The sequence below is a fragment of the Candidatus Neomarinimicrobiota bacterium genome (genome assembly GCA_041862535.1).
Classification (GTDB): domain Bacteria; phylum Fidelibacterota; class Marinisomatia; order SCGC-AAA003-L08; family TS1B11.
The window spans coordinates 1-20,312 of sequence record JBGVTM010000214.1 but is presented as its reverse complement, the minus strand read 5'-3'; the positions used below and the strand labels follow the sequence as shown (position 1 = coordinate 20,312).

The following is a 20,312-nucleotide window of genomic DNA, read 5'->3' as shown; positions in this document are numbered from 1 at the left end:
GAGTACTGAAACCGAATACTGGTATCAGATTCTCGAGGATAACGTAAAGAGTAGAAAGTACCATTTCCGGACTGCGGTTAATGAGAAAACTCCCTTCACTTTCGCTGTATACGGAGACAACCGGAATGGACCGATCAATCATAAGCGGATCACTGATCTCATCACTTCCAAGAATCCCGACCTGGTTATTCATGGTGGAGATCTGGTAAATCGCGGTAGGGTCTACGTACAGTGGAATAAATTGTTTTTTGGCCCAGCGGCCAACATGATGCAGCAGATCCCTTTATTTCCTGTCCTGGGGAATCACGAAGATCATGCGGACCATTACTATAACTTTTTTTCTTTGCCAGGGAATGAGCAGTGGTACTCGTTCAATTACGGGAATACTCACTTCGCTGTACTGGACTCGGATGACGATTACCTGGAAGAGGGTGGCCAGATAGAATGGCTCATTGAGGACCTCGAAAACAACACTGCTGAATGGATGATCGCCATTTTCCACCATCCGCCTTTCACTTCCGGAGGGAATTACTATCGTCCGGATCGTATTTATCGAAAAAACCTTCTGCACCCCATACTTGAGAAATATGGAGTCGATCTTGTCTTCAACGGACACGACCACCATTATGAGCGTATCAAGCCGATTAGGACCCGTGAGGGGAATCAAGCGGTCACGTATGTTGTCTGCGGCAATGGAGGAATCCCCATGCGATATAGCCGCACATTGGAGTGGACCACATATGCAGAACGGGTATTCGGTTTCGTGCTGGTTTCGATTGATGGCTCGAGATTGACTTACCAGGCCATCAACATCAATGATAAGATCTTTGATGAGCTGACGCTGGATAAAAGTGATCAGGCCATGATGGATGAATACAATGCCAAAGCCATAATTTTTGAGGATATCGTTGATAAACTTGACGTGAGCAAACTGGAACGAGAAGCAGACAACCTGATGGATGATGGGATGTATATGGAAGCCGTAGAGCGAGCTTGGGAGGCCATTACCCTGGATTCTTCCTGTGTCGAAGCCTGGGCTATCGTGGCAATTTCGGCGTTTGAGCTGGGCAAGTATGAGGAAGCCAAAGCAGCTGCCGAACGCGCGATTGGTATATTACCTGCCCATCCCAACGCCTACGAAGTCCTGGCTGAATATTACATGAAAGAGCAGAATTTCCCTGCTGCTCTGGAGTATTGTGAGAAACTGGCTGCGGTAGAACCGGATAAACCTGGTGGGTACGAGAAGATGGCGGATGTGTGGCTCGCTAAGGGTGATACGTTGCAAGCTATCGATGCCCTCCAGAGTGCTTTGCAGATCTTACCATCTGAGAGTGATATCAATTTTGAATTAGCTAGGCTGTATGAGAATACCGGTTCACTGAGAAAGGCCTTTGATGCCTACCAGAATGGCTTGGACTGGTTCACGGAAGAATTCGAGAACGATGATGTGAAAGCCGCCCGCAGGTTTATCTCAGAGTACCAGAACTAGGCCAGCCACACAGGTAGATAAAAACCGGGTAAGTATTATCACTAAAGGAGGATGGTATGCTTCAATCAAGGAAGACCTTTATCAAAACTGCTGCGGTGTCCTCTGCTGCGCTGGCATTTGGCTTACCCAAAAACATATTATTAGCGGAACCAGTGACGAAATCGAATATCGGCGGATTCACCAAGGAGCTTCAGTCGTTAAGCTATGAGGAAACAGCTGAAGTCGTCTCAAAGATGGGGTGGGACGGTATCGAAGGTCCGGTCAGGCCAGGCGGGCATGTGGAACCCGAACGAGTCGAGGAAGACCTGCCGCGGATGGTCGATGCTCTTAGGAAAAGGGATCTTGAACTTCACGTTATCGCCATTGGCATTCGCAGTCTGTCCGAACCATATACGGAACAGGTGCTGCACACTGCAGGCAGACTGGGGATCAGGTACTATCGTATGGGTTGGTGGAAATATGACCTCTCCCGGTCCATCCAGAAACAACTGGATGATATCATACTCCAATTGAAAGATCTGGCAGCCTTGAATGCTGAATATGGTATCATTGGAATCTATCAGAATCATTCCGGTGGTAAGAACGTTGGGGCACCTGTGTGGGATATCTATGAAATGCTGTCGCGCGTGGAATCCGACTATCTCGGCTGCCATTTTGATATCGGACACGCTGTTGTCGAAGGTGGCTTTGCCTGGAGGATAAATTACGAGCGAATTAAAAAATATATACGAGCAGTGATTGTGAAGGATTTCAAATGGTCCTACGCGACCACTAGATTAGTGATGTGGAATGGTGCCCCCTCGGTGATGGCATGATAAGAATGGAATTTTTTAAATTGCTCAAAGAATCTAACTTTAATGAACCGCTGACGATGCACTTTGAATATCATGTTGAAGGTGAAGGCAGAGAGAGAATAGACAATCTGATGGAGGCCATGACGAGGGACGGACAAGTATTACGCAGCTGGGTATCTTAAACTTCAGAGGATGAAAGCGATATGGGAAAAAGGACTCTAACCAGAAAAGATTTTATCAAATTATCATCCGCTACCGCAGTGGCTCTGACCGTTGCTCCTAAATATTTATATCCACTTCCGGATAAACAGCTTGATCCGAAAGGTCTACCAACCCGGTAGCTGGGGAAGACGGGCATTTCCGTGCCCATCATTGGCATAGGTTGTGGGAGTCGTTTCCTGTCGATTGAAAGCGAGGAGGAATCTGATCGGGTCCTCAATTATGCGATTGATCATGGTCTCTATTACTGGGATACGGCTGCGAGTTATGAGGCCGACGGAAAAATCAGTGAGGAAAGACTCGGCAGGGTTCTAAAACATAGAAGGAAAGAAATGTGGCTGTCAACCAAGGTAGGTGCCAGAGATGGTGAAGGTGCAAAGGAACAGATCGAGAGAAGCCTCAAAAGATTGCAAACCGATCATCTGGATGAATTAAAGATTCATTCTATTCAGTCTTTGGAGGATGTAGAAGAGATCGTCAAAAAGGGCAACGTGTTCAGCGTCATTCAAAAACTGAAGGAAGAAGGTGTAACAAGACACATCGGATTCTCAGGCCATGCCTCGGCAGAAGCAATGGTAAAACTGGCCAAGGAATTCGAGTTTGATACCATGCTGATAGCCATGAATCATTATCATGGTGGTGGTCAACCTTTTGAGAAAACGGCCATACCAACAGCGGCGGATAAAGGACTGGGAGTCCTCGTAATGAAAGTAATCCGACCGAGAGAAACGGTTGAAGAGGTTACGGTCGAAGACCTGATTCAGTATGCGCTCTCGCTGAAACATGTCAATTGTGCCATTATCGGCTGGCTCAAGGCTGGCGGGCGGCTCTGCCGGATAGTATCCAATAACCGGTCACATTTGACCATCGTCATTGTATCCGGTGTACAACCAGCAGATCAACTCAGCCTCCCCGTGGTACGCTACCTGTTCATAGCGTAGCGAGGATGGTCAGAGGTGGCTGGCAAATTGATTTCAAGCAAAGGAGGGATGATGAGAACCAGATTTTTCCTGGCAGGATTGTTGAGCGTTTTTATCTGCTGCAGCTCATGGCAGGAAAGTGCTCTCGACCGAGCGCACAAAGACAAGCTCATCGAAGTAGCTAAGCGAGTTTATGACAGTGGCCTTACTTTCGGGACTGGGGGAGACATCAGTGTCCGGGTAGAGGGTATGAACCGGTTTATTATCAAGGGTACGGGCAACTGTTTAGGGGACCTGGATCATCAGAAGCTGGCAACGCTCACTCTGGACGGCGAGCTGATGGAAGGATCTCCCCAGCCCTCTCATGAAGCCGACATCCATCGGGACATCTATCGCCTCCGGGAATCGGTAGGGGCAATCATGCACATACATGCTCCCTACGCCACTGCTTGGGCAACTGCCGGACGGGTGATCCCTGCCGTTACTCAGCAATCGGTTAATCTCTTGCGAAGTGTGGCCATCATCCCCTATTACCCTGTCGAATCACAGGAACTGATCGATGCTGTGTTGGATACCTACCAGAATCATGACACCCAGGTGGTCATGATGCAGAACCATGGCGTATTCGTTGTAGGCAGTGATCTATACGATCTGTTGTATAAGGGGGAGGTTGTGGAGAATACAGCGCGAATCGCGTACTTCTGCGAGACCCTTGGAACCCCGGTCGAATTTGACTTGCCCGACCTTGAGTAGGCGACTTCGAACTGACAGTGGTCAGAGTGCTCCAAGGTCAATAAAATGCTGCTACTGAAGTAGAAATCCTGCCTGCATCCACCACTAAACACATGGAATTTCCTGAATACCATCCGGAAATCATCGGCAATTTAGTGAGTTTTAGCAGCCCACCCCTCCGCCGGTCCCACAGCGTGTAATCCCCACCTGCCGGCGAAGTCCCGTCTTGAATCCCATCTGAAGGCGGGGCAGGAAGCGAGGGCGAATCCCATCATCTCAGAGCCCCGCCCCCGGCACGCACAGCTTCCCACCCCCATATCACATCCAGGTGGATCTTCATATCCAGCCTAAAGAGGAATTATTCCCCTTACTTTATAGCTATGGTGGATTTTTAGCGCGCAGGGCGCATCAGGTACATGGGGCGCATGGAGCGATTGGTGGGAAGCAGTCAGCAATCGGTTGTCAGGAGTCAGTGAAGAGGGGGATCATTCCGAGTTCCGAGTTTCATGTTCCTTGTTTCGAGTTAAGAGGAGAGAACAGCGGTCAGCGACCAGCCGTAAGCCAAGATTAAGAAAGACGCCAAGGCACCTCCAGCCGGGCCGGTGCGGTGAGTGCGAGACAGGAATTGAAGCAACGAGAACGTCAAGGTGGGTTAACGTGTGCTACGCTGCGGGTTGAAGAAGGTGGACTGATCAATGGTGGCGGGGGAAGTTAATATTGCCCCATGGGCACCCAACCGACTGATACCGATTACGCTGAACGGATCCGTGCCGGTGATGAATCCGCCTTTTAAGCGTTGTTCGATACTTACGCCGACGCCTTGCTTGACTTTGCCTTCGGCTACGTAGCGGATACCCAGGCCTGTGAGGACATTGTGCAGGAAGTTTTTGTCAGGATTTGGCGGGGGAGAGCTAACCTGAATCCGAAGTTATCGCTGAAAGCGGATCTCTATAAATCCGTTAGAAATCAGGCCTTGAAGGTCATCCGGCATGCCAAGGTTGAACGCACAGCGGAGGGAGATCTGCAATCCCTCCACTATGCCACCTCGACTCCTGAGGACGAATTGTACTGGGCCGAATTGACCGTATTATTGAATCGCACCATCCGGCAGCTCCCCGAACGCTGCCGGACCATCTTCCTGATGAGCAGGGTCGACGGTCTCACATACCAGGAAATCGCCGACGTTCTGGATATCTCCATAAACACCGTAAAGACACAGCTCAGCCGTGCTTTCACGGCTCTCCGCAGGAATCTGTTATCCGAGCGCTGATCCGCTGGTTCCGTCAGCAGCACCCCGATGTCAATCCCGGTGGTTATTGGTAGTCCCATTCCCAGCTGAAACCCAGCGAGGGCAGCCGGGGAAACCAGTGTTCCTTTTGCGTATAGATCACTGTCTCACCGCTCAAGTCTGTGTAATCGTCGTGTAACCAAGATAGGACAAAGAGACCGCGAGTAGCACACCGGCAGCCACTTGGAGAGTCCTTGATTTGTGGGCGTAAAGTGAAAGAGGGATTCTGCTTTTATTCGTGATCGGGACCGGGCCCAGACTGGCTGTGTCACGGATTCTGAGCCAGAGTTGATTCTTATCCCAATGGTTGGATCGCCTCTTGGGGGACCACACCTTCAGCAGCTCATCTAGAACCTGTCGATTCTGCGATCATTCGAGGTGGTATTTACCGTAGTGAATGCAGTCCGAAGTTAGTTAATATTACGGTATGCAGAAAGTCGGTGAACATGGTAACGGAATCTGTCTTAGCGAGGATTCCAATTCGTTTCTCACGAATGTTGCGGTGAGTTGAAATAGGGGCAGCGGGATTTGTTGTGAGAACTCCAATTCAAGACTCATGGAGCAACCGTGAGCGGCCACTACACCACCAGGCAGACTCTGTGTTAGAAAAAGCATTTAGCGCTTGCATTTATGGGGCAAAGTGGATACCTTTATCCTGTAAGATGTCTGACATCTTATACCAATATTATATTCAAAATCATACGTGCCACATTGAGTCAAGCCTTCAAACAAATAGGAATTAGTACCACCCTCAGCCAGCAGATTGTCCAGCAGGTGGAGGAGTCCATCCGGAACAAGGTGCTGCTCCCGGGTCAGAAGCTGCCGACGGAGCAGGAGATGAGCTCCATCTTTGGTGTCAGTCGTCCGGCGCTGCGGGAAGCACTTCAAATACTCAGCACCAGAGGCCTAATTACGATCCAAAAGGGTAAGGGGGCCTTCGTAAATGACTATCATGAGACCCTGGCATTCAATCCGATGCACCTGTATCTGGAGCTCAACCTCAATAAGGATCTGATACTCCAGCTGGTAGCGATACGGAAAATACTGGAGCCGAATATTGCCCGCCTGGCGGCCGAAAATCGCACTGAAACGGATCTTCAGGAGCTGCATGCCATCCTCAAGCGGTTTGAAACGGTGAGCGAGAGTAACCATGAGAAGCAGGGGGAACTGGACAGGGATTTTCATCTCCGGTTAGCACACAGCACCCAGAATCCGATCATCCCCTTGATTGTTGATCCCGTATTTCAGATGATGCCGAAGATCAAAACCATCATCCTGGAGCACGTTGACCAGGCACATGAGTCCGCCGTTGAGCATCATCGCAGAATCTTGGACAGGATTATCGCGCAAGATGCCGACGGGGCCTATCAGGAGATGCTTGAGCATATGGCCATCGCTGAAGAGCATGCCCACATTACTGCTCAGTCCATGGCGTGATTTTCAGAATGAGATAAGGTCTGAATCTTTTAGTCAGACCACTCGACGCACAAAGATTCCAGGGGCAGAGATAAGTACCTAATGGAGATCTCTCGGTGGTCTGTACCTGCTTTAGGGCGAATGGAGTGAACCGGGAGCCCAACAGACTCTTCATGAACCGGGTGTTCAGCGCTGCAGTAGCCGTGCTATTCGTGCTGACCGGGTGCACCGAAAAGGTGGGGCGAGGAGCAAGCGGGGGCCAGCATCCATGCCTGATGATCAGCAAGGCTGAGGCGCTGGCGATCCGGAATAACCTGGGGAGATATCCGCTCCTGGATCGGTCGTTTGACGAGATCGAGCAGGCCTTGAATGTGGCAATGGATCATCCGATCGAGGTTCCACGCCCGGGAGAAGCCGGTGGGTACGAGCACGAACGCCACAAGCAGAACTACCGGGACATGCGAGATGCCGGCCTGTTATATCAGATTACCGGTGATGAGCGCTACGCCGGTTTTATTCGGGACATGCTCATGCACTACGCTGAGCTGTATCCCACTCTCGTCCCCCATCCCCTGGCGCATAACCAGAGCCCTGGCAGACTGTTTCACCAGATGCTGAATGAGACCGTCTGGTTGACGAACACCAGTATCGCCTATGATTGCATCTATGAATGGCTGAGCCCAGAAGACCGGGAGCATTTTGAAAAGAACGTCTTCCGTCCGATGGTCAAGTGGTTTACTGAAGACAACGCCCAAGAGTTCGATCGCATCCACAACCACGGTATGTGGTCGGCGGTATCGGTGGGAATGATAGGCTACGTTACGGGGAATCAAGACTGGGTGGAGATGGCCCTGTACGGGACGCAGAAGGACGGTTCAGCGGGATTCCTGAAGGATGTGGAGCTGCTGTATTCACCAGACGGGTATTATATGGAGGGTCCGTACTACGCCCGCTATGCCATGCGCCCGCTGTTCAAGTTCGCGGAGGCGATAAAGCGCAATCAACCGGAACTGGAGATCTACAGCTACCGTGACGGGATTATGAAAAAGGCTCTGTATGCATCCTTGAACACGGCCTTCCCCAACGGTGTATTCGCGCCACTGAATGATGCCTCGCGGAGCATGGATATCCGAGCCCCGGGAGTCGTTCTGGGAACCGATGCCATTATTCACCGAATAGGAGCGGACGCCAATTTACTGGCGACCTGTGCCATCCAGGACCGTGTGGTCCTCAACGGGGCCGGTCTTGCCACGGCCAAAGCGTTAGCCATACTTGATGAGCCACCCAAGATCAGATGGACCAGCGTCGAATATACCGATGGTACCCGGGGTGACGAAGGAGGCTTGGGCATTCTGCGTCATGGTGAGGGAGCGGACCAGACGATGGTCCTGATGAAGTACGGTGTACACGGATTGGAACACGGTCATTTTGACAAGCTGCATTTCATTTTCTATGATCAGGAACGCGAGGTTATTCCCGACTATGGTTTCTGCCGCTGGATCAATATCGAGCCCAAGTTTGGTGGCCGGTACCTGCCGGAAAATAACAGCTACGCCAAACAGACCATCGCTCACAACACGGTTGTGGTTGACGGGATCTCCCAGAACCGGGGGGATTTCGAGGCCGCAGACAAGGTTCACGGCGAGCGGCATTTTTTCGATGCCAGCGATCCGGACCTGCAGGTGATGAGTGCCCGGGCGAACCATCACGTGGATGGCGTAACCATGCAGCGCACGCTGTTCCTGGTGTCGAATCCTCAAGTGGAGTATCCCGTGCTGGTGGACATCTTCCGGCTGGTCGGGGACAAGACACATCAATACGATTACGCCATCCATTATAACGGGCAGCTCATCAACACCAATTTCGCATGCGAAGCCGAAACGGAAAATCTGAATGCTCTAGGTACGGATTACGGGTACCAGCACATCTGGAAGACAGCCCAGGCCGAACTGGATTCCAGTGCCCGCATCACCTGGGTGGATGGTCACCGGTACTACACGATCACCCTGGCGGAAAGAGAGGGTATGCAGATCTTGTTCGGTCGGACAGGCGCGCACGATCCCGACTATAATCTGCGGTCTGAGCCGCTGATGATCGGCAGGACCATGGGGAAAGAAGTGGTGTTCTGCTCCGTCATCGAACCCCACGGTTACTTCAACGAGGCCACGGAATCCTCCCGGGCTGCAAGAGGTATGATCAGGGCAGCAACGGTTCTGGGCCATTCCGATGCGGGTACGGTTGTCAGGATAACCGGGAAAAACGGCTTGGAATGGATCCTGTCGGTGACGAATCAGGAGGCCTCGGACAGCCGAAAACACTCGGTTATGGTGAACGGGCAAGCATACGAATGGACGGGCAATTACTCCGCCCGCTTTGAAGAGAGATAGCATGCTGATTCAACCTGACGTGGAGCAGGAATGAAAACGATCAAGGATTTGCGATGGTGGATCGTTGGCCGGAATGGGCGGGACCAGTGCGGCCAGCGGAGTCATACTGGTCACCTATTCGGTGCCGACCCTGAAGGCGGTCAGTTATGTACCGGTATTTATCCTGGGGGCCTGTCTGGTGCCCCTCGCTCTGTTGTCTGTTTTTGTATTGTCGGGATACGTTGAGCGTGTCGTTCCCCGAGAAATAAGAGGTTCCGGATGAAAACCCACATACGAAGTGACGAAGTCGAGATCGAACAGATTAAACCGGGTATGCGACGGCAGATCTTGGGGTATGACAGCAATCTGATGCTTGTGCGAGTTTATTTTGACACCGGGGTCGTTGCCGACAAGCATACACATCCCCATCAGCAGGTATCATATGTGGAGAAGGGCAAATTCGAAGTCGAGATCGACGGGCATAAGGAGATGCTGAAGACCGGTGACTGCTTCGTTATTCCCAGCGAGGCCTTGCACGGTGCAATCTGTTTGGAGGAGGGATCGCTGATAGATACATTTTCACCGCGGCGTGAGGATTTTCTTGAACCGACGGGGGGGAGCGGGTATTGATCCCCATGGCGTAATGGTGGGCGGAAACAGACCATGATCAGGCAAAGATACCTACCGATTCTTTCCTTCCTGCTGGCGTTGGTGGGTGTTTTGACAGCGGGGGAAACCGGCAAAATAGCGGGGCGAGTAGAAGACGGGGCGACGCAAGAACCGCTAATAGGCGCGAATGTTCTGGTCAGTACTGTCTGGATCGATGATGAGGAAGTGGAGCTCGACGCACCTCCCGGGGCCGCCACCGATCAAAACGGCGAATATTTCATTCTGAATATACCGCCGGCACAGTATACGGTCAGGGTATTCTATAATCCTGCTCCGGTGGGACCCTTCTTCGACGCCAGACAGGTGGTGACGATGATCGCGGTCGCCGACACCGGTTGGGAATTCAGCGCCTGGAGCGGTGACGTGACCGGTTCGACGAATCCCACTATGGTAACCATGGATGCCGATAAGGGTGTTGGCCACATTTACCGAAGTGCCGCAGGGTATCGATCCGGACGCGTTGCCCGCGGAGTATGCTCTGGACCAGAACTATCCGAACCCGTTCAACCCGACGATGAAGATCAAGTTTGCCCTCAAGGAGAGCGGAATGACCACCCTTGCGGTCTACGATCTACTGGGGCGTGAGGTTTCCAGGCTCGTGAATCGGGAGTTAGAGGCCGGATATTACGAGGTCATGCTCCATGATCCGCTACTGCCATCAGGCATGTACATCTACCGGATCCAGTCCGGTGATTTCACAAAAGCGCACAAAATGATCCTGATGAAGTAACCGATGTGTTTGTAGAATCGGTCGGATGGATTGCCTATTGCAGCCATCCGGCCTTTTCTTTTGATACTAGTATATCATGGTTGTAAGCAGTTACTGGTGTTCTAACTTGAAACAAATAATGATCATATCAAAATGAGCAGGAATGGAGCAGGTATTCTACTGATGTGTATGTGCCTCAGCCTGGGCACGGTTACGGGAGCCGAATACTTAGTTTCGAATCTGGAGCAGATCACCGGTGCATTGGCGTATGTCCAACCGGGGGATACGCTCACCATGACCGGCGGTGTCTGGATGAACGCCGAGATCTGTTTCCAGGCCGACGGAACAGAGGATCAGCCCATCCTCCTGCGGGCCGGGAATCCCGGACAGGTGGTACTTTCAGGGACTTCCTACCTCCAGATTATCGGCACCTACCTTGTAGTGGACGGTCTATACTTCAAGGATGGTTACTCGGAGTATGCTGCCGTGATCGAGTTCCAGGACGGGCAGAACAACTACAGCCATTACTGCCGGCTTACCAACACGGCCATCGTCAACTACAATAATCCCAATGGCAGCAGCAATAAGTGGGTATCCATCTATGGCAGCCATAACCGGGTGGATCACTGTTATTTTCGGGGGAAAACCAATGAAGGAACAACGCTCGTCGTTTGGCGGCCCGATACACAGCCGAACTATCATCTCATAGACCATAATTACTTTGCGTACCGTCCTCCGCTTGGTATGAATGGCGGCGAGACCATTCGGGTCGGGACCAGTGATCTTTCCCTGTCGAATTCGTCCACGACGGTGGAATACAATTATTTCGAACACTGTAATGGTGAAACCGAGATCATTTCCAACAAATCGTGTGAGAACATTTACCGCTACAATACGTTCTATGAATGTGAAGGGACCTTAACGCTGAGGCACGGCAACAACTGCACCGTGCACGGCAATTTCTTTTTTGGCAACGGCAAGTCGATGACCGGTGGGGTGCGGATCATCGGCGAAAACCATAAGGTATTCAACAACTACTTCCAGGACCTGGCCGGAACCGGATTCCGGGCACCGCTGTCGCTGATGAACGGGATTCCCGATTCACCCCTTAATGAATATTTCCAGGTGAAGGACCCACATATTCTATATCAACACGTTTGTTAATTGTACTCAGAATATCGTGCTTGGTTTGGGTGCCGATACAGAAAGAACCCTGCCGCCACTGCGCCCGCTGTTCGCCAACAATGTTGTGATGTCCAGTTCCGGGAATTATCTCATTGCCGTTGAGGCCATGCCTCAGGATCCGACCTGGGAGGGCAACGTGATGTACGGATCGCCCCTAGGTATCGTGCCGACTTCCGGGATCAAGCTGGGTGATCCTGAGCTTTCGCTTGCTGAGGATGGTCTCTGGCGGCTATCATGGGAGAGTATCCTCGTCGATTCGGCGGTGGGAGATTATCCCCTGATCACCACCGATATGGACGGTCAGTCCCGGGGGGTGACCAAGGATATCGGTGCCGATGAGTACTCCGATGATCCCGTGACGATCCGCCCGCTGACACCCGGTGACGTGGGGGCCTCCTGGTGGCCGCCGTCGCAGGAATACCCGAAGGTGATCGCGGTGGGAGCCGGCCACGATTCCCTGAGGTATGCGGTCGGCCAAGCTCTGGCCGGGGATATCCTGGAACTGGTCACCGCTGGCGGTCTGTACTCCCTAAGCAGCACATTACTGGTCACCGTTCCGCTCACCGTTCGCGCTGCAGAGGGCTTGGATGAGCGCCCGGTTATCCGGCACACGAATACCGGGACCAGTACACGGATTCTCTTTGAGATTCAGGATGGGGGCAGCCTGGCACTTGAGGGACTGGACCTGGACGGTATGGCCGGTACGGCCACCCCCGCCAAGTACCTCATACGTACTGATGACAGCCCCATGTCCGGAGCCTATACCCTGCGTGTGGATGATTGCCTCCTGCATGATGTGGTATTGGGTGCGGACGGCAATTTCTTTCGGGCCTATGCCGGGACCTATGCCGATTCGGTGATATTCACGGACTGTATGTTCACCAATAGCGGCAAGGAAGGTATCCGTCTGAAAGACGAGGCCAGTGGCAGCGGCAACTTCAATGTGGGCTATTTTGAACTAACCAATTGCACCCTCTGGCTGACGAGGAAGGAGGCGGTCTATATTTACGCCGGGGACGATGTTCCCTATACTCCGGGACCGGTCGTCAGGATCAACCACTGCACATTCGATTCGTGTGCCTACGAGGGCTCCACAGTCATTGCCAGCCAGCAAGTCGATGATACGATAATCCGTAATAGTATATTCAGCCATACCTCCACAGGCTATCCCGCGGTAACCTTGTATGGACTCCTGGCCTCGATTGATTACTGCAACCTGTTCCTGACCGGTTCGGTCGTGGCGGAACGCGGTGCGACGGTCGGGGCACATATGCTGACGCATGATCCCCTGTACGCTGACCGGCTGGCCGGTGACTTTACCCTGGCTGAACTCTCACCGCTCCGAGGCCAGGCGGATGATGGGAAAGCCATGGGCGACCTGAGGTGGTCAGGGGAGACCCTGGCGATCCCGGGAAGTATTGCCCACGTCGTTCCCGGGGGCTTCCAGCTCTTCCAGAACTACCCAAATCCGTTCAATCCCGCCACGCGCATCCCATTTTGCTTGGATCATCAAGGCCATGTCCGGCTGGAAGTGTACAACCTGCTGGGGGATCGGGTGGCCACCCTGCTGGATCAGGTTATGCAAGCCGGTGAGCACACATACACCTGGTATCCCCAGGACCTGGGCTCCGGCATCTATCTGGGGCGGCTCACTATCGATGGCGAAGTGAACGTCATTCGCATGCTGCGCCTGAAATGAGTCCATCCAGAGTGACCAGTCATGCGGTATAACAGGATCGGTCAGTGCAGTTTGGCTCAATTATGCTCCTCTTGCTCATCGGGGAACCTGGCGGCCTGAATGCTTAGGCAGCCTGGCAATCCGAGATTGTCTATTATGCTTCCAACGAAACGAGTTCTACATCCAGCTGCGTCTTCGTCGATTGTGCGTCTCAGGCGGCCTATGCCTCCAACGAAGGTCATTATCTCTGGAGCACCGGTCTGCTTTATGACAATCTGGTTGAACTGGACGGACCGAGACCTAGCTTTAATCCCCGACTGTTGGGGCTCTATAACCGGAGGCACTACGGTTCCAGTCCTGGCTGGTCGACAGCCCACTCAGTAGCCTGGGCGTGTGACTTGTATAATGCGATCTCATTGTCCAGAAGCCGCCTACGGCTCAGAATTATGCCATTGGCTGCCTGTCGGGGGGCAGATTACCGGTATCAAACCACCGGCACCCTTTGATGAGCCGGAAGGGTATATCGAGGGTAGTAATACACCCGGACTTTATCCCCGCTCACTCTACTATGCACAGCTGGAGTAGCGGCTTGGTGAGGTAGTCGGTATTGCCAGTGATGATGGGAATCGTACACCCGTCCCACGGGGACTGACTCTTCAGCGGAATTATCCGAATCCGTTCAATTCCATGACCAGGATCCGTTTTGACCTGTTGACGGCATCAGAAATACAAGTCATGATCTACGATATACACGAGCAGGTCGTGACCAGACTAACCGACGGATAGATAGAGGCCGGGTCGTATACCGTCGCATGGGATGGCACCACGACCCAAGGGAATGAGCTGCCTTCTGGTGTTTATATCGCTCGGCTAAGCACGGAGAATCTCTCCCGCAGCATGAAGATGATTATCCTTAAATGAACCTCTTGCTACCACCAAGAATATGCTGAGACCCGTGAGGCCGTTCAGAATATCAGATCTGCGTCTGCTTCATTCATTGCGAACCACTGTATCATGGCTGGCCGTTTTGAGCATGGCCATATCCTTCTGCCACATGCCCTGGATGGGCAGCCCTGGCGGTATGAACAGATCAGGGGCTGGGAACCTGAGGATTCAGTGAGTCTGGATTTTATCATGAACATTGCCGGGGACAGGTTCAGCAAACCAGGGTACCGTGAGCGCTTGTCGGAAATCCCAGGCGTCGACCTGTACAAAGGAGACCTGAGGTTAGTATATCCGCTGTGAACTGTCCCGCATACTGAACGGATTGTTGTAGATTCCGAGCGCCGTATTTACATAGAGGTGGTCTCATGAAAGAAATAATCCCGGAATATGCGTTTTCCAGGCTGACCAACCCGCCGTACCTGATGAGAATCTGCTTGTCTTTATTCTGGGTGGTGGTGCTTTTCGCAGGCAGTGGTTGTCGGAGCAAACAGCCGGTGATAGAGGTGGATCTAGCCAGTATTGATCACGAACGGGTGTTGCGGGCTGCTGACAAATATCTGGACGAATCGCCTCTGACCATCACATCCTGTCCGGCCATCCGTTCCGCTGGCGGAATTCATGACTTCTACTCAGAGGGCGATTACTGGTGGCCTAATCCTGATGATCCCGAAGGACCCTACATCCGCAGGGACGGTATGTCCAATCCCGATAATTTTGATACTCATCGGCAGGTGATGGTCCGGCTGAGCCTTATTGTACCCGCGCTTACGGCGGCCTACGTCATAACGGGCGACGAGACGCATGCCACCCATGCCGTGGCTCATCTACGCGCCTGGTTCCTCGACGATGAGACGAAGATGAATCCCCATTTACTGTACGGTCAGGCCATCAAGGGGAGGGTGACGGGCCGGGGCGTGGGAATCATCGATACGATCCATTTGATCGAAGTCGCCCGATCGATTAAGACTCTGGCTGAAGCCGGAGTCATCGAACGGGAGGACCTGCAAGGATTGAAAGGGTGGTTTGCAGAGTATGTGCGCTGGATGACAACCCACGAATATGGCATCAATGAGCGTGACCGCACCAACAATCATGGCTCCTGCTGGTTATTGCAGGTGAGTGCGTTTGCCCAGCTGGTGGGTGATGATGAGATCCAGGCTTATTGCCTGGAGCGATTCAAGACCGTTCTGGTACCGAACCAGATTGCGGAAGACGGGAGTTTTCCACTGGAGCTGGCCCGGACGAAGCCGTACAGCTACTCCCTGTTCAACCTAGATATTCTGGCATCCATCTGCCAGGTTCTCTCCACCACCGAAGATGACCTGTGGGCCTTCAGCATGCCTGACGGGAGAGGAATGCGCAAGGCCATGGATTTCTTGTATCCGTACATCGCGGATAAGGCGAGCTGGCCTTATCCGCCGGATGTCATATACTTCGACCAGTTTCCCGTCCGACAGATCAGCCTGCTCTTCGCCGGATTGGCGTATCAAAACGCCGACTACATTAAACTCTGGGGCAGACTGAATCCCGATCCGGATGAGCGAGAAGTGCTCCGTAACTTCCCACTCCGTCAGCCCATACTATGGGTTGATGACTAGCCTGATCGGCGTACTCCGCTGGTGGTGTTCCTCGTCATGCATATTGGAAGGTAGATCATGGGGCTGCTCAGAATCCTGTCCTTCGTAGTATTTCTTGGCGCGATCCTGTTCGGTGAAGAGATTCCAAGGGAAAGGATTGAGGCCATCAAGGCCCAACTTCTCCACAAGGATGAGATATTCCAGGGGCGTTTTCCTGAATACACGCGGGATGGTGTCTGGACATTCCGCGACGATGTGAACTGGCTGTCGGGCTTCATCGGCGGCGAACTTATGGTATATGTTTGAGATCACAGATGATGAGGAGTTAAAGAAAAGAGCTATTGCACATGCTGATGCGCTGCTCCCATATGCAGGCATCAACTACACCCATGACATGGGCTTCATCTTTCTGCCTACCGTCGTTCAGGCATATCGGCATACCGGGGAAGAGAAGTACCGGGCTGCAGGCATTCAGGCGGCCGATATGCTGGCCAGGAGATTCAATCAGAAGGGCAAGTTCCTGCGGGCATGGGGTAAACTGGGTTCCGACGACAGGGCCGGCTGGATGATCATCGATACCATGATGAACCTGGAGCTCCTGTTCTGGGCTATGGAGGTCACCGGGAACAAAGACTATTATAATATCGCCTATCGCCATGCGTTCACGACCATGCAGGAAAGTGTGCGTCCGGATGGATCCTCGTACCATGTGGTGGAATTCAACCTGGACACAGGTGCCGTTGAGCGAAAGCGGACGCACCAGGGATACAGCGATGAATCCACCTGGGCCCGAGGCCAGGCCTGGGGAATCTATGGATTCGCCAATGCCTATCGCCGGACGGGCGATGAGCGCTTTCTTAACGTGGCACAAAAAATGGCTGACTACATGATCGAGCGCTTGCCTGACGACTTCGTCCCGTACTGGGATCTCGACCTATCGGGCGAGGATGTCCTGCGAGATGCGTCAGCCGGCGCCGTGGCCGCTTCCGGGTTGATGCTGCTCGCGGAGGTCACACATTCAAAAGAGGACTATGAAGGGTATGTAGCGGTAGGTGAGAAAATCACACAGTTCCTACTGCGGAATTATTTATTTACAGAGAGTACGCGTCCTAAAGAGGAAGGACTCCTGCTGCACACCATTTATCATTACCACAACATGTGGGGCGTCGATGAATCCTTCCAAGCGGGTGATTATTTCTTCATCGAAGCGGTCTGGAAACTATGGAAAAGGATGGAATTGGAGAATCTCAACCAAGATGTCCCGATTCACAAGATTTATAGGTTTAACGATAACTGGTTCTATCTGGAAGATGACATAGATCATATGGAAGGCCTGCATCTGGCAACCCAGATATGGAAAACGTTCACACTACCGCATACGTGGAGTGGCTTCAATGCCGTAGACAACGTTCCCAGGTATCAATGGGATATCGGCTGGTACGAGAAAAGCTTCTTCGTACCAGTGTTAAAGGAGGATGTGAAGGTTCTGCTCGCTTTCGAAGGAGTGAATATCTCCGTCACCCTTTACGTGAACGGGAAACCGGAGGGCTGTATCTCGACGATAATGATCGGATCTACTTCTCAAATTCAGGAAACGGCGATTTGATCACCGGATATGGCACGCCCACGCGGAGTGATGCGATCGGAATGGCCAATGGCAGGGCTGCCATTACGTCTAGACCAGTACCCGACGGCGAGGCTGTGATCGAGGCTCGCATTCAGGAATTCAGGGGGACGTATCTAATTCTTGGGGAATGATTTAGTAACTATTCCCAATCTGGGGTTTATACCCGTGCTACCTCGGGCAAGGTATTAGTGGGGAATAGATTTTTACACACCAAGCCTGCTGGGCTTTTAAGGATCAAGAGCCATATCTACTATATTACATAAATAATCTCTTGGATTTCACAAAGATCAGTCCGGTGATTGCTCCAGTGATTCAGGGAGGGTTGGTAACTGATTTCTATCCGTCACCCGGACTGCGGGTCCAGAGCACCCCGACGAGTGGTTCCAGCTGTATCCAGTAGATATCCGGCAGAAGTGCTAATTCAGGCCTATTTTATCTACTATCGTGTGAGGGATTCTGAGCTATCCAAAACTTGAAGCATGAGATATTCAAAGCACAATCCCAGGCAGGTGATTTCATACCCAAGGACCACCAGCAATCCATTTTAGCGAGAACTTTTCTTCATCTGCAGCCGAGGCAAGTGGCTCCAGGAGGAACTTCCTGAGTAGCTCAATAACATCAACCAGCTCTAGATGGGACGCTTCAAGCCGACTACGAGTAAGAAAAGCATTCCACTGCCTTTGTTTCTCTTCAGTGCGAGCGAATTCATCTGTCAATACTGCTGGTGCTTCTCGTGGTATCATGGTTCCACGTTTGCTGAATGTTGCCTTGATGGCTCTGACCAGAATTGATCCCTCAAAATCGAAGGAGCTAGCAAGCAATAGTAAATCGTAGAGGTCCCTCACTCGACTTGTTACTATGCCTAGGGAGACCAGTGCCTCAAGTTTTTCGGCTACTACAGATTCAGGTGGATAGGCGAGAATTTCCGGAGCCGGAAACTCCAGGAGCGTTGGGTAAGTAATCTTCTTAGCCTTGGGTGTTACCGGATCTCCCTGTCCGATATCAATCTGAACGACGGCAAGGGCATTACCCAAGTTTGACCGGATTCGCACTCGCCTTCCTTCGTTGGCTTGACCCTCCCGAATATCTTCTATTTGTATGGTTTCTGGATCATACTCCATTCCGTCAGGCTCGACATCCACTAGGCATATATGCTGGAAGATTTTCCTGATTCGCTCGTCAGTTAAATCTCCAAGTCCAGGAAAATCGACATCTCTTGTTGGTCGACGCTCGCTCCCGGTCCACACAGCAATCAAGGAAGCTCCTTTTAGTATAAAATCAGCAGCATACTCCGACTTGGCAAGGCGATATAGGATTCGCTCTATCGCATACTTGGTTAAGACAAACTGAAAATCTTCACCGCGGTCCCTGCTAAGATTTAGCAACCGTTGACGAACAGAAGCAGGAATATTTGCTAGTGGGGTAGGGCTCAAATTATCGATTCCAGATATGGCTTTATCACATTAGCCACGCGGCAAACCTTGCTGTATTTCATAATCTCATCAACGTTGAATTTGCGTGTGCGATACCCATCCCGGAGGGCTTCTATAGCTACATCGAGTCCAATTTTATTTCGATACTTGAAACAGTCCGCCACAGTCTTTGCAGGATTATAGACTCTTATGGTAACTCCCGATACATCATGCTCGACTATTCCTTCAGTGAGTGCAAGTCCAGAGAAGCGCATGAACCGTATCCTGGGGTGATCAACTTGTGGCAGCCATGACTTTCGGTCTATTGCCATCCAGACATCAAAGGGCATCTGTGCAGTAATTTCATGATATTGTAGAGCTGTGAGAAGACATAGCACTCCTTGAGGTACGCGTTTACATGCTTCGATAAGCGTCTGCTGTTCCATTTCTTTCCCATTCTCAAGAACATAAAGTCCCCAGCCCACCCGTCTGAGAATACCTCTCATGTGCAGTCTCCGAAGGTACTCGCGTGGGATATTGTATGGATCAAGATCTCTTGGCCTTATGATATGATTCTTTTCAAGGAATTTCAGAATCTGTTGCGTTGCATTCATTTCTGTTTTGCTTTTTACCTGTTACAATACCTTGGCGCTTATTAATATGTGCCTAGGAAATGTAACATTACCTGCCCCTAGAATTCAACTAGGAATTCTGGTTCATAAATATTGATGGCCGTGGCAATAAATGTTAATTATGACGGAAATGAGTGGGATGGTGTCATAACCGACGAAAACAATGAACTGAGATGGAAGCCATTTAGTCTAAAGAGCAATCTGGACAAGTTTATCTGCTGCCTTTTCCGACTAGATAGCGCGTATTCACCGATGGAGCACCACTATATATTTACAAACATGATTAAATGTAGTCCCCACACTGAACTCAGTACACGATCTTGGCCTAATCCGGTACAATTTCGTCAGTGTATTTTTAAGCAACAGCACATCTGGCATGAGATCGAGGCGTGGAATCCGGGAATTCTTATATGTTTAGGGCATCACACGTACGAGTATATCCTTACCTTATATGTCGAGAAGCGAATGGAACTCGAAGCGGCTGGAGAATATCTTGGTGATGTAGAACATTTTTTTGCCAGACTTGATGAGGATACGGTAGCATTAGGGCTACCTCACCTTTCTGGAGGTATGCGATCGATAAACAATGTGAACAGTCGATACCGAGAAGGGAAATCGGGTGCAAACTATACACCAACCCTGATTGACAAGAAG

Annotated in this window: 21 protein-coding genes; 19 read left to right on the top strand and 2 right to left on the bottom strand. The window is 51.6% G+C overall.

Features of this window, described 5'->3' with window-relative positions; translation table 11 throughout:
* The 18 genes from ACETWG_07925 to ACETWG_07840 form a co-directional block, all read left to right on the top strand.
* The coding region (locus ACETWG_07925; protein MFB0516516.1) for a metallophosphoesterase at positions 1-1,489 on the top strand (1,489 nt) is incomplete at its 5' end.
* Between the two features lie 56 nt (positions 1,490-1,545).
* The gene (locus tag ACETWG_07920; protein MFB0516515.1) at positions 1,546-2,304 is read left to right on the top strand and encodes a sugar phosphate isomerase/epimerase family protein; all 759 of its coding nucleotides are present in this window, start codon (positions 1,546-1,548) and stop codon (positions 2,302-2,304) included.
* Positions 2,305-2,645: 341 nt separating this feature from the next.
* On the top strand, positions 2,646-3,443 hold the full coding sequence (locus ACETWG_07915) for an aldo/keto reductase (protein ID MFB0516514.1): 798 nt from the start codon (positions 2,646-2,648) through the stop codon (positions 3,441-3,443).
* Positions 3,444-3,491: 48 nt separating this feature from the next.
* Positions 3,492-4,175: a class II aldolase/adducin family protein gene (locus ACETWG_07910; protein MFB0516513.1), complete on the top strand. Its 684-nt coding sequence runs from the start codon at positions 3,492-3,494 to the stop codon at positions 4,173-4,175.
* Positions 4,176-4,950: 775 nt separating this feature from the next.
* Entirely contained in the window at positions 4,951-5,424 is a 474-nt protein-coding gene (locus tag ACETWG_07905) for an RNA polymerase sigma-70 factor (GenBank protein MFB0516512.1), read from the top strand.
* A gap of 729 nt (positions 5,425-6,153) precedes the next feature.
* A complete protein-coding gene (locus tag ACETWG_07900) occupies positions 6,154-6,879 on the top strand; it encodes a FadR/GntR family transcriptional regulator (GenBank protein ID MFB0516511.1) in 726 nt (241 codons plus the stop codon).
* A gap of 125 nt (positions 6,880-7,004) precedes the next feature.
* The gene (locus ACETWG_07895; GenBank protein MFB0516510.1) at positions 7,005-9,245 is read left to right on the top strand and encodes an alginate lyase family protein; all 2,241 of its coding nucleotides are present in this window, start codon (positions 7,005-7,007) and stop codon (positions 9,243-9,245) included.
* A 73-nt stretch (positions 9,246-9,318) separates the two neighbouring features.
* Complete coding sequence (locus ACETWG_07890; protein MFB0516509.1) at positions 9,319-9,507, top strand: hypothetical protein; 189 nt, start codon at positions 9,319-9,321, stop codon at positions 9,505-9,507.
* Entirely contained in the window at positions 9,504-9,854 is a 351-nt protein-coding gene (locus ACETWG_07885; protein MFB0516508.1) for a cupin domain-containing protein, read from the top strand. Before ACETWG_07890 ends, ACETWG_07885 begins: the two co-directional genes overlap by 4 nt.
* 33 nt (positions 9,855-9,887) lie before the next feature.
* Positions 9,888-10,478 carry a hypothetical protein gene (locus ACETWG_07880; protein MFB0516507.1) on the top strand — a complete coding sequence of 197 codons (591 nt, stop codon included), beginning with the start codon at positions 9,888-9,890 and terminating at the stop codon, positions 10,476-10,478.
* Positions 10,441-10,623, top strand: a complete 183-nt coding sequence (locus tag ACETWG_07875) for a T9SS type A sorting domain-containing protein (protein MFB0516506.1) — start codon at positions 10,441-10,443, stop codon at positions 10,621-10,623. The genes ACETWG_07880 and ACETWG_07875 overlap by 38 nt, the downstream gene beginning before the upstream one ends.
* Positions 10,624-10,755: 132 nt before the next feature.
* Complete coding sequence (locus ACETWG_07870) at positions 10,756-11,766, top strand: polysaccharide lyase 6 family protein (protein ID MFB0516505.1); 1,011 nt, start codon at positions 10,756-10,758, stop codon at positions 11,764-11,766.
* A gap of 16 nt (positions 11,767-11,782) precedes the next feature.
* Complete coding sequence (locus tag ACETWG_07865; protein ID MFB0516504.1) at positions 11,783-13,486, top strand: hypothetical protein; 1,704 nt, start codon at positions 11,783-11,785, stop codon at positions 13,484-13,486.
* Between the two features lie 765 nt (positions 13,487-14,251).
* Positions 14,252-14,386 carry a FlgD immunoglobulin-like domain containing protein gene (locus tag ACETWG_07860; protein MFB0516503.1) on the top strand — a complete coding sequence of 45 codons (135 nt, stop codon included), beginning with the start codon at positions 14,252-14,254 and terminating at the stop codon, positions 14,384-14,386.
* A gap of 93 nt (positions 14,387-14,479) precedes the next feature.
* Positions 14,480-14,710: a hypothetical protein gene (locus tag ACETWG_07855; GenBank protein ID MFB0516502.1), complete on the top strand. Its 231-nt coding sequence runs from the start codon at positions 14,480-14,482 to the stop codon at positions 14,708-14,710.
* A 122-nt stretch (positions 14,711-14,832) separates the two neighbouring features.
* The gene (locus tag ACETWG_07850; GenBank protein ID MFB0516501.1) at positions 14,833-16,008 is read left to right on the top strand and encodes an alginate lyase family protein; all 1,176 of its coding nucleotides are present in this window, start codon (positions 14,833-14,835) and stop codon (positions 16,006-16,008) included.
* A gap of 57 nt (positions 16,009-16,065) precedes the next feature.
* Positions 16,066-16,293, top strand: a complete 228-nt coding sequence (locus ACETWG_07845) for a hypothetical protein (protein MFB0516500.1) — start codon at positions 16,066-16,068, stop codon at positions 16,291-16,293.
* Entirely contained in the window at positions 16,286-17,593 is a 1,308-nt protein-coding gene (locus tag ACETWG_07840; GenBank protein ID MFB0516499.1) for a glycoside hydrolase family 88 protein, read from the top strand. The genes ACETWG_07845 and ACETWG_07840 overlap by 8 nt, the downstream gene beginning before the upstream one ends.
* 536 nt (positions 17,594-18,129) lie before the next feature.
* Here the strand turns inward: ACETWG_07840 and ACETWG_07835 are convergent.
* Together ACETWG_07835 and ACETWG_07830 are read right to left on the bottom strand one after the other, a co-directional pair.
* The gene (locus ACETWG_07835; GenBank protein MFB0516498.1) at positions 18,130-18,999 is read right to left on the bottom strand and encodes a nucleotidyl transferase AbiEii/AbiGii toxin family protein; all 870 of its coding nucleotides are present in this window, start codon (positions 18,997-18,999) and stop codon (positions 18,130-18,132) included.
* Between the two features lie 44 nt (positions 19,000-19,043).
* Positions 19,044-19,640, bottom strand: coding sequence for a type IV toxin-antitoxin system AbiEi family antitoxin domain-containing protein (locus ACETWG_07830; GenBank protein MFB0516497.1), 597 nt, complete (start codon positions 19,638-19,640; stop codon positions 19,044-19,046).
* Positions 19,641-20,123: 483 nt separating this feature from the next.
* Here ACETWG_07830 and ACETWG_07825 point away from each other — a divergent pair.
* Positions 20,124-20,312 (top strand): hypothetical protein (locus ACETWG_07825; protein ID MFB0516496.1); only part of this gene is annotated, 189 nt, incomplete at its 3' end.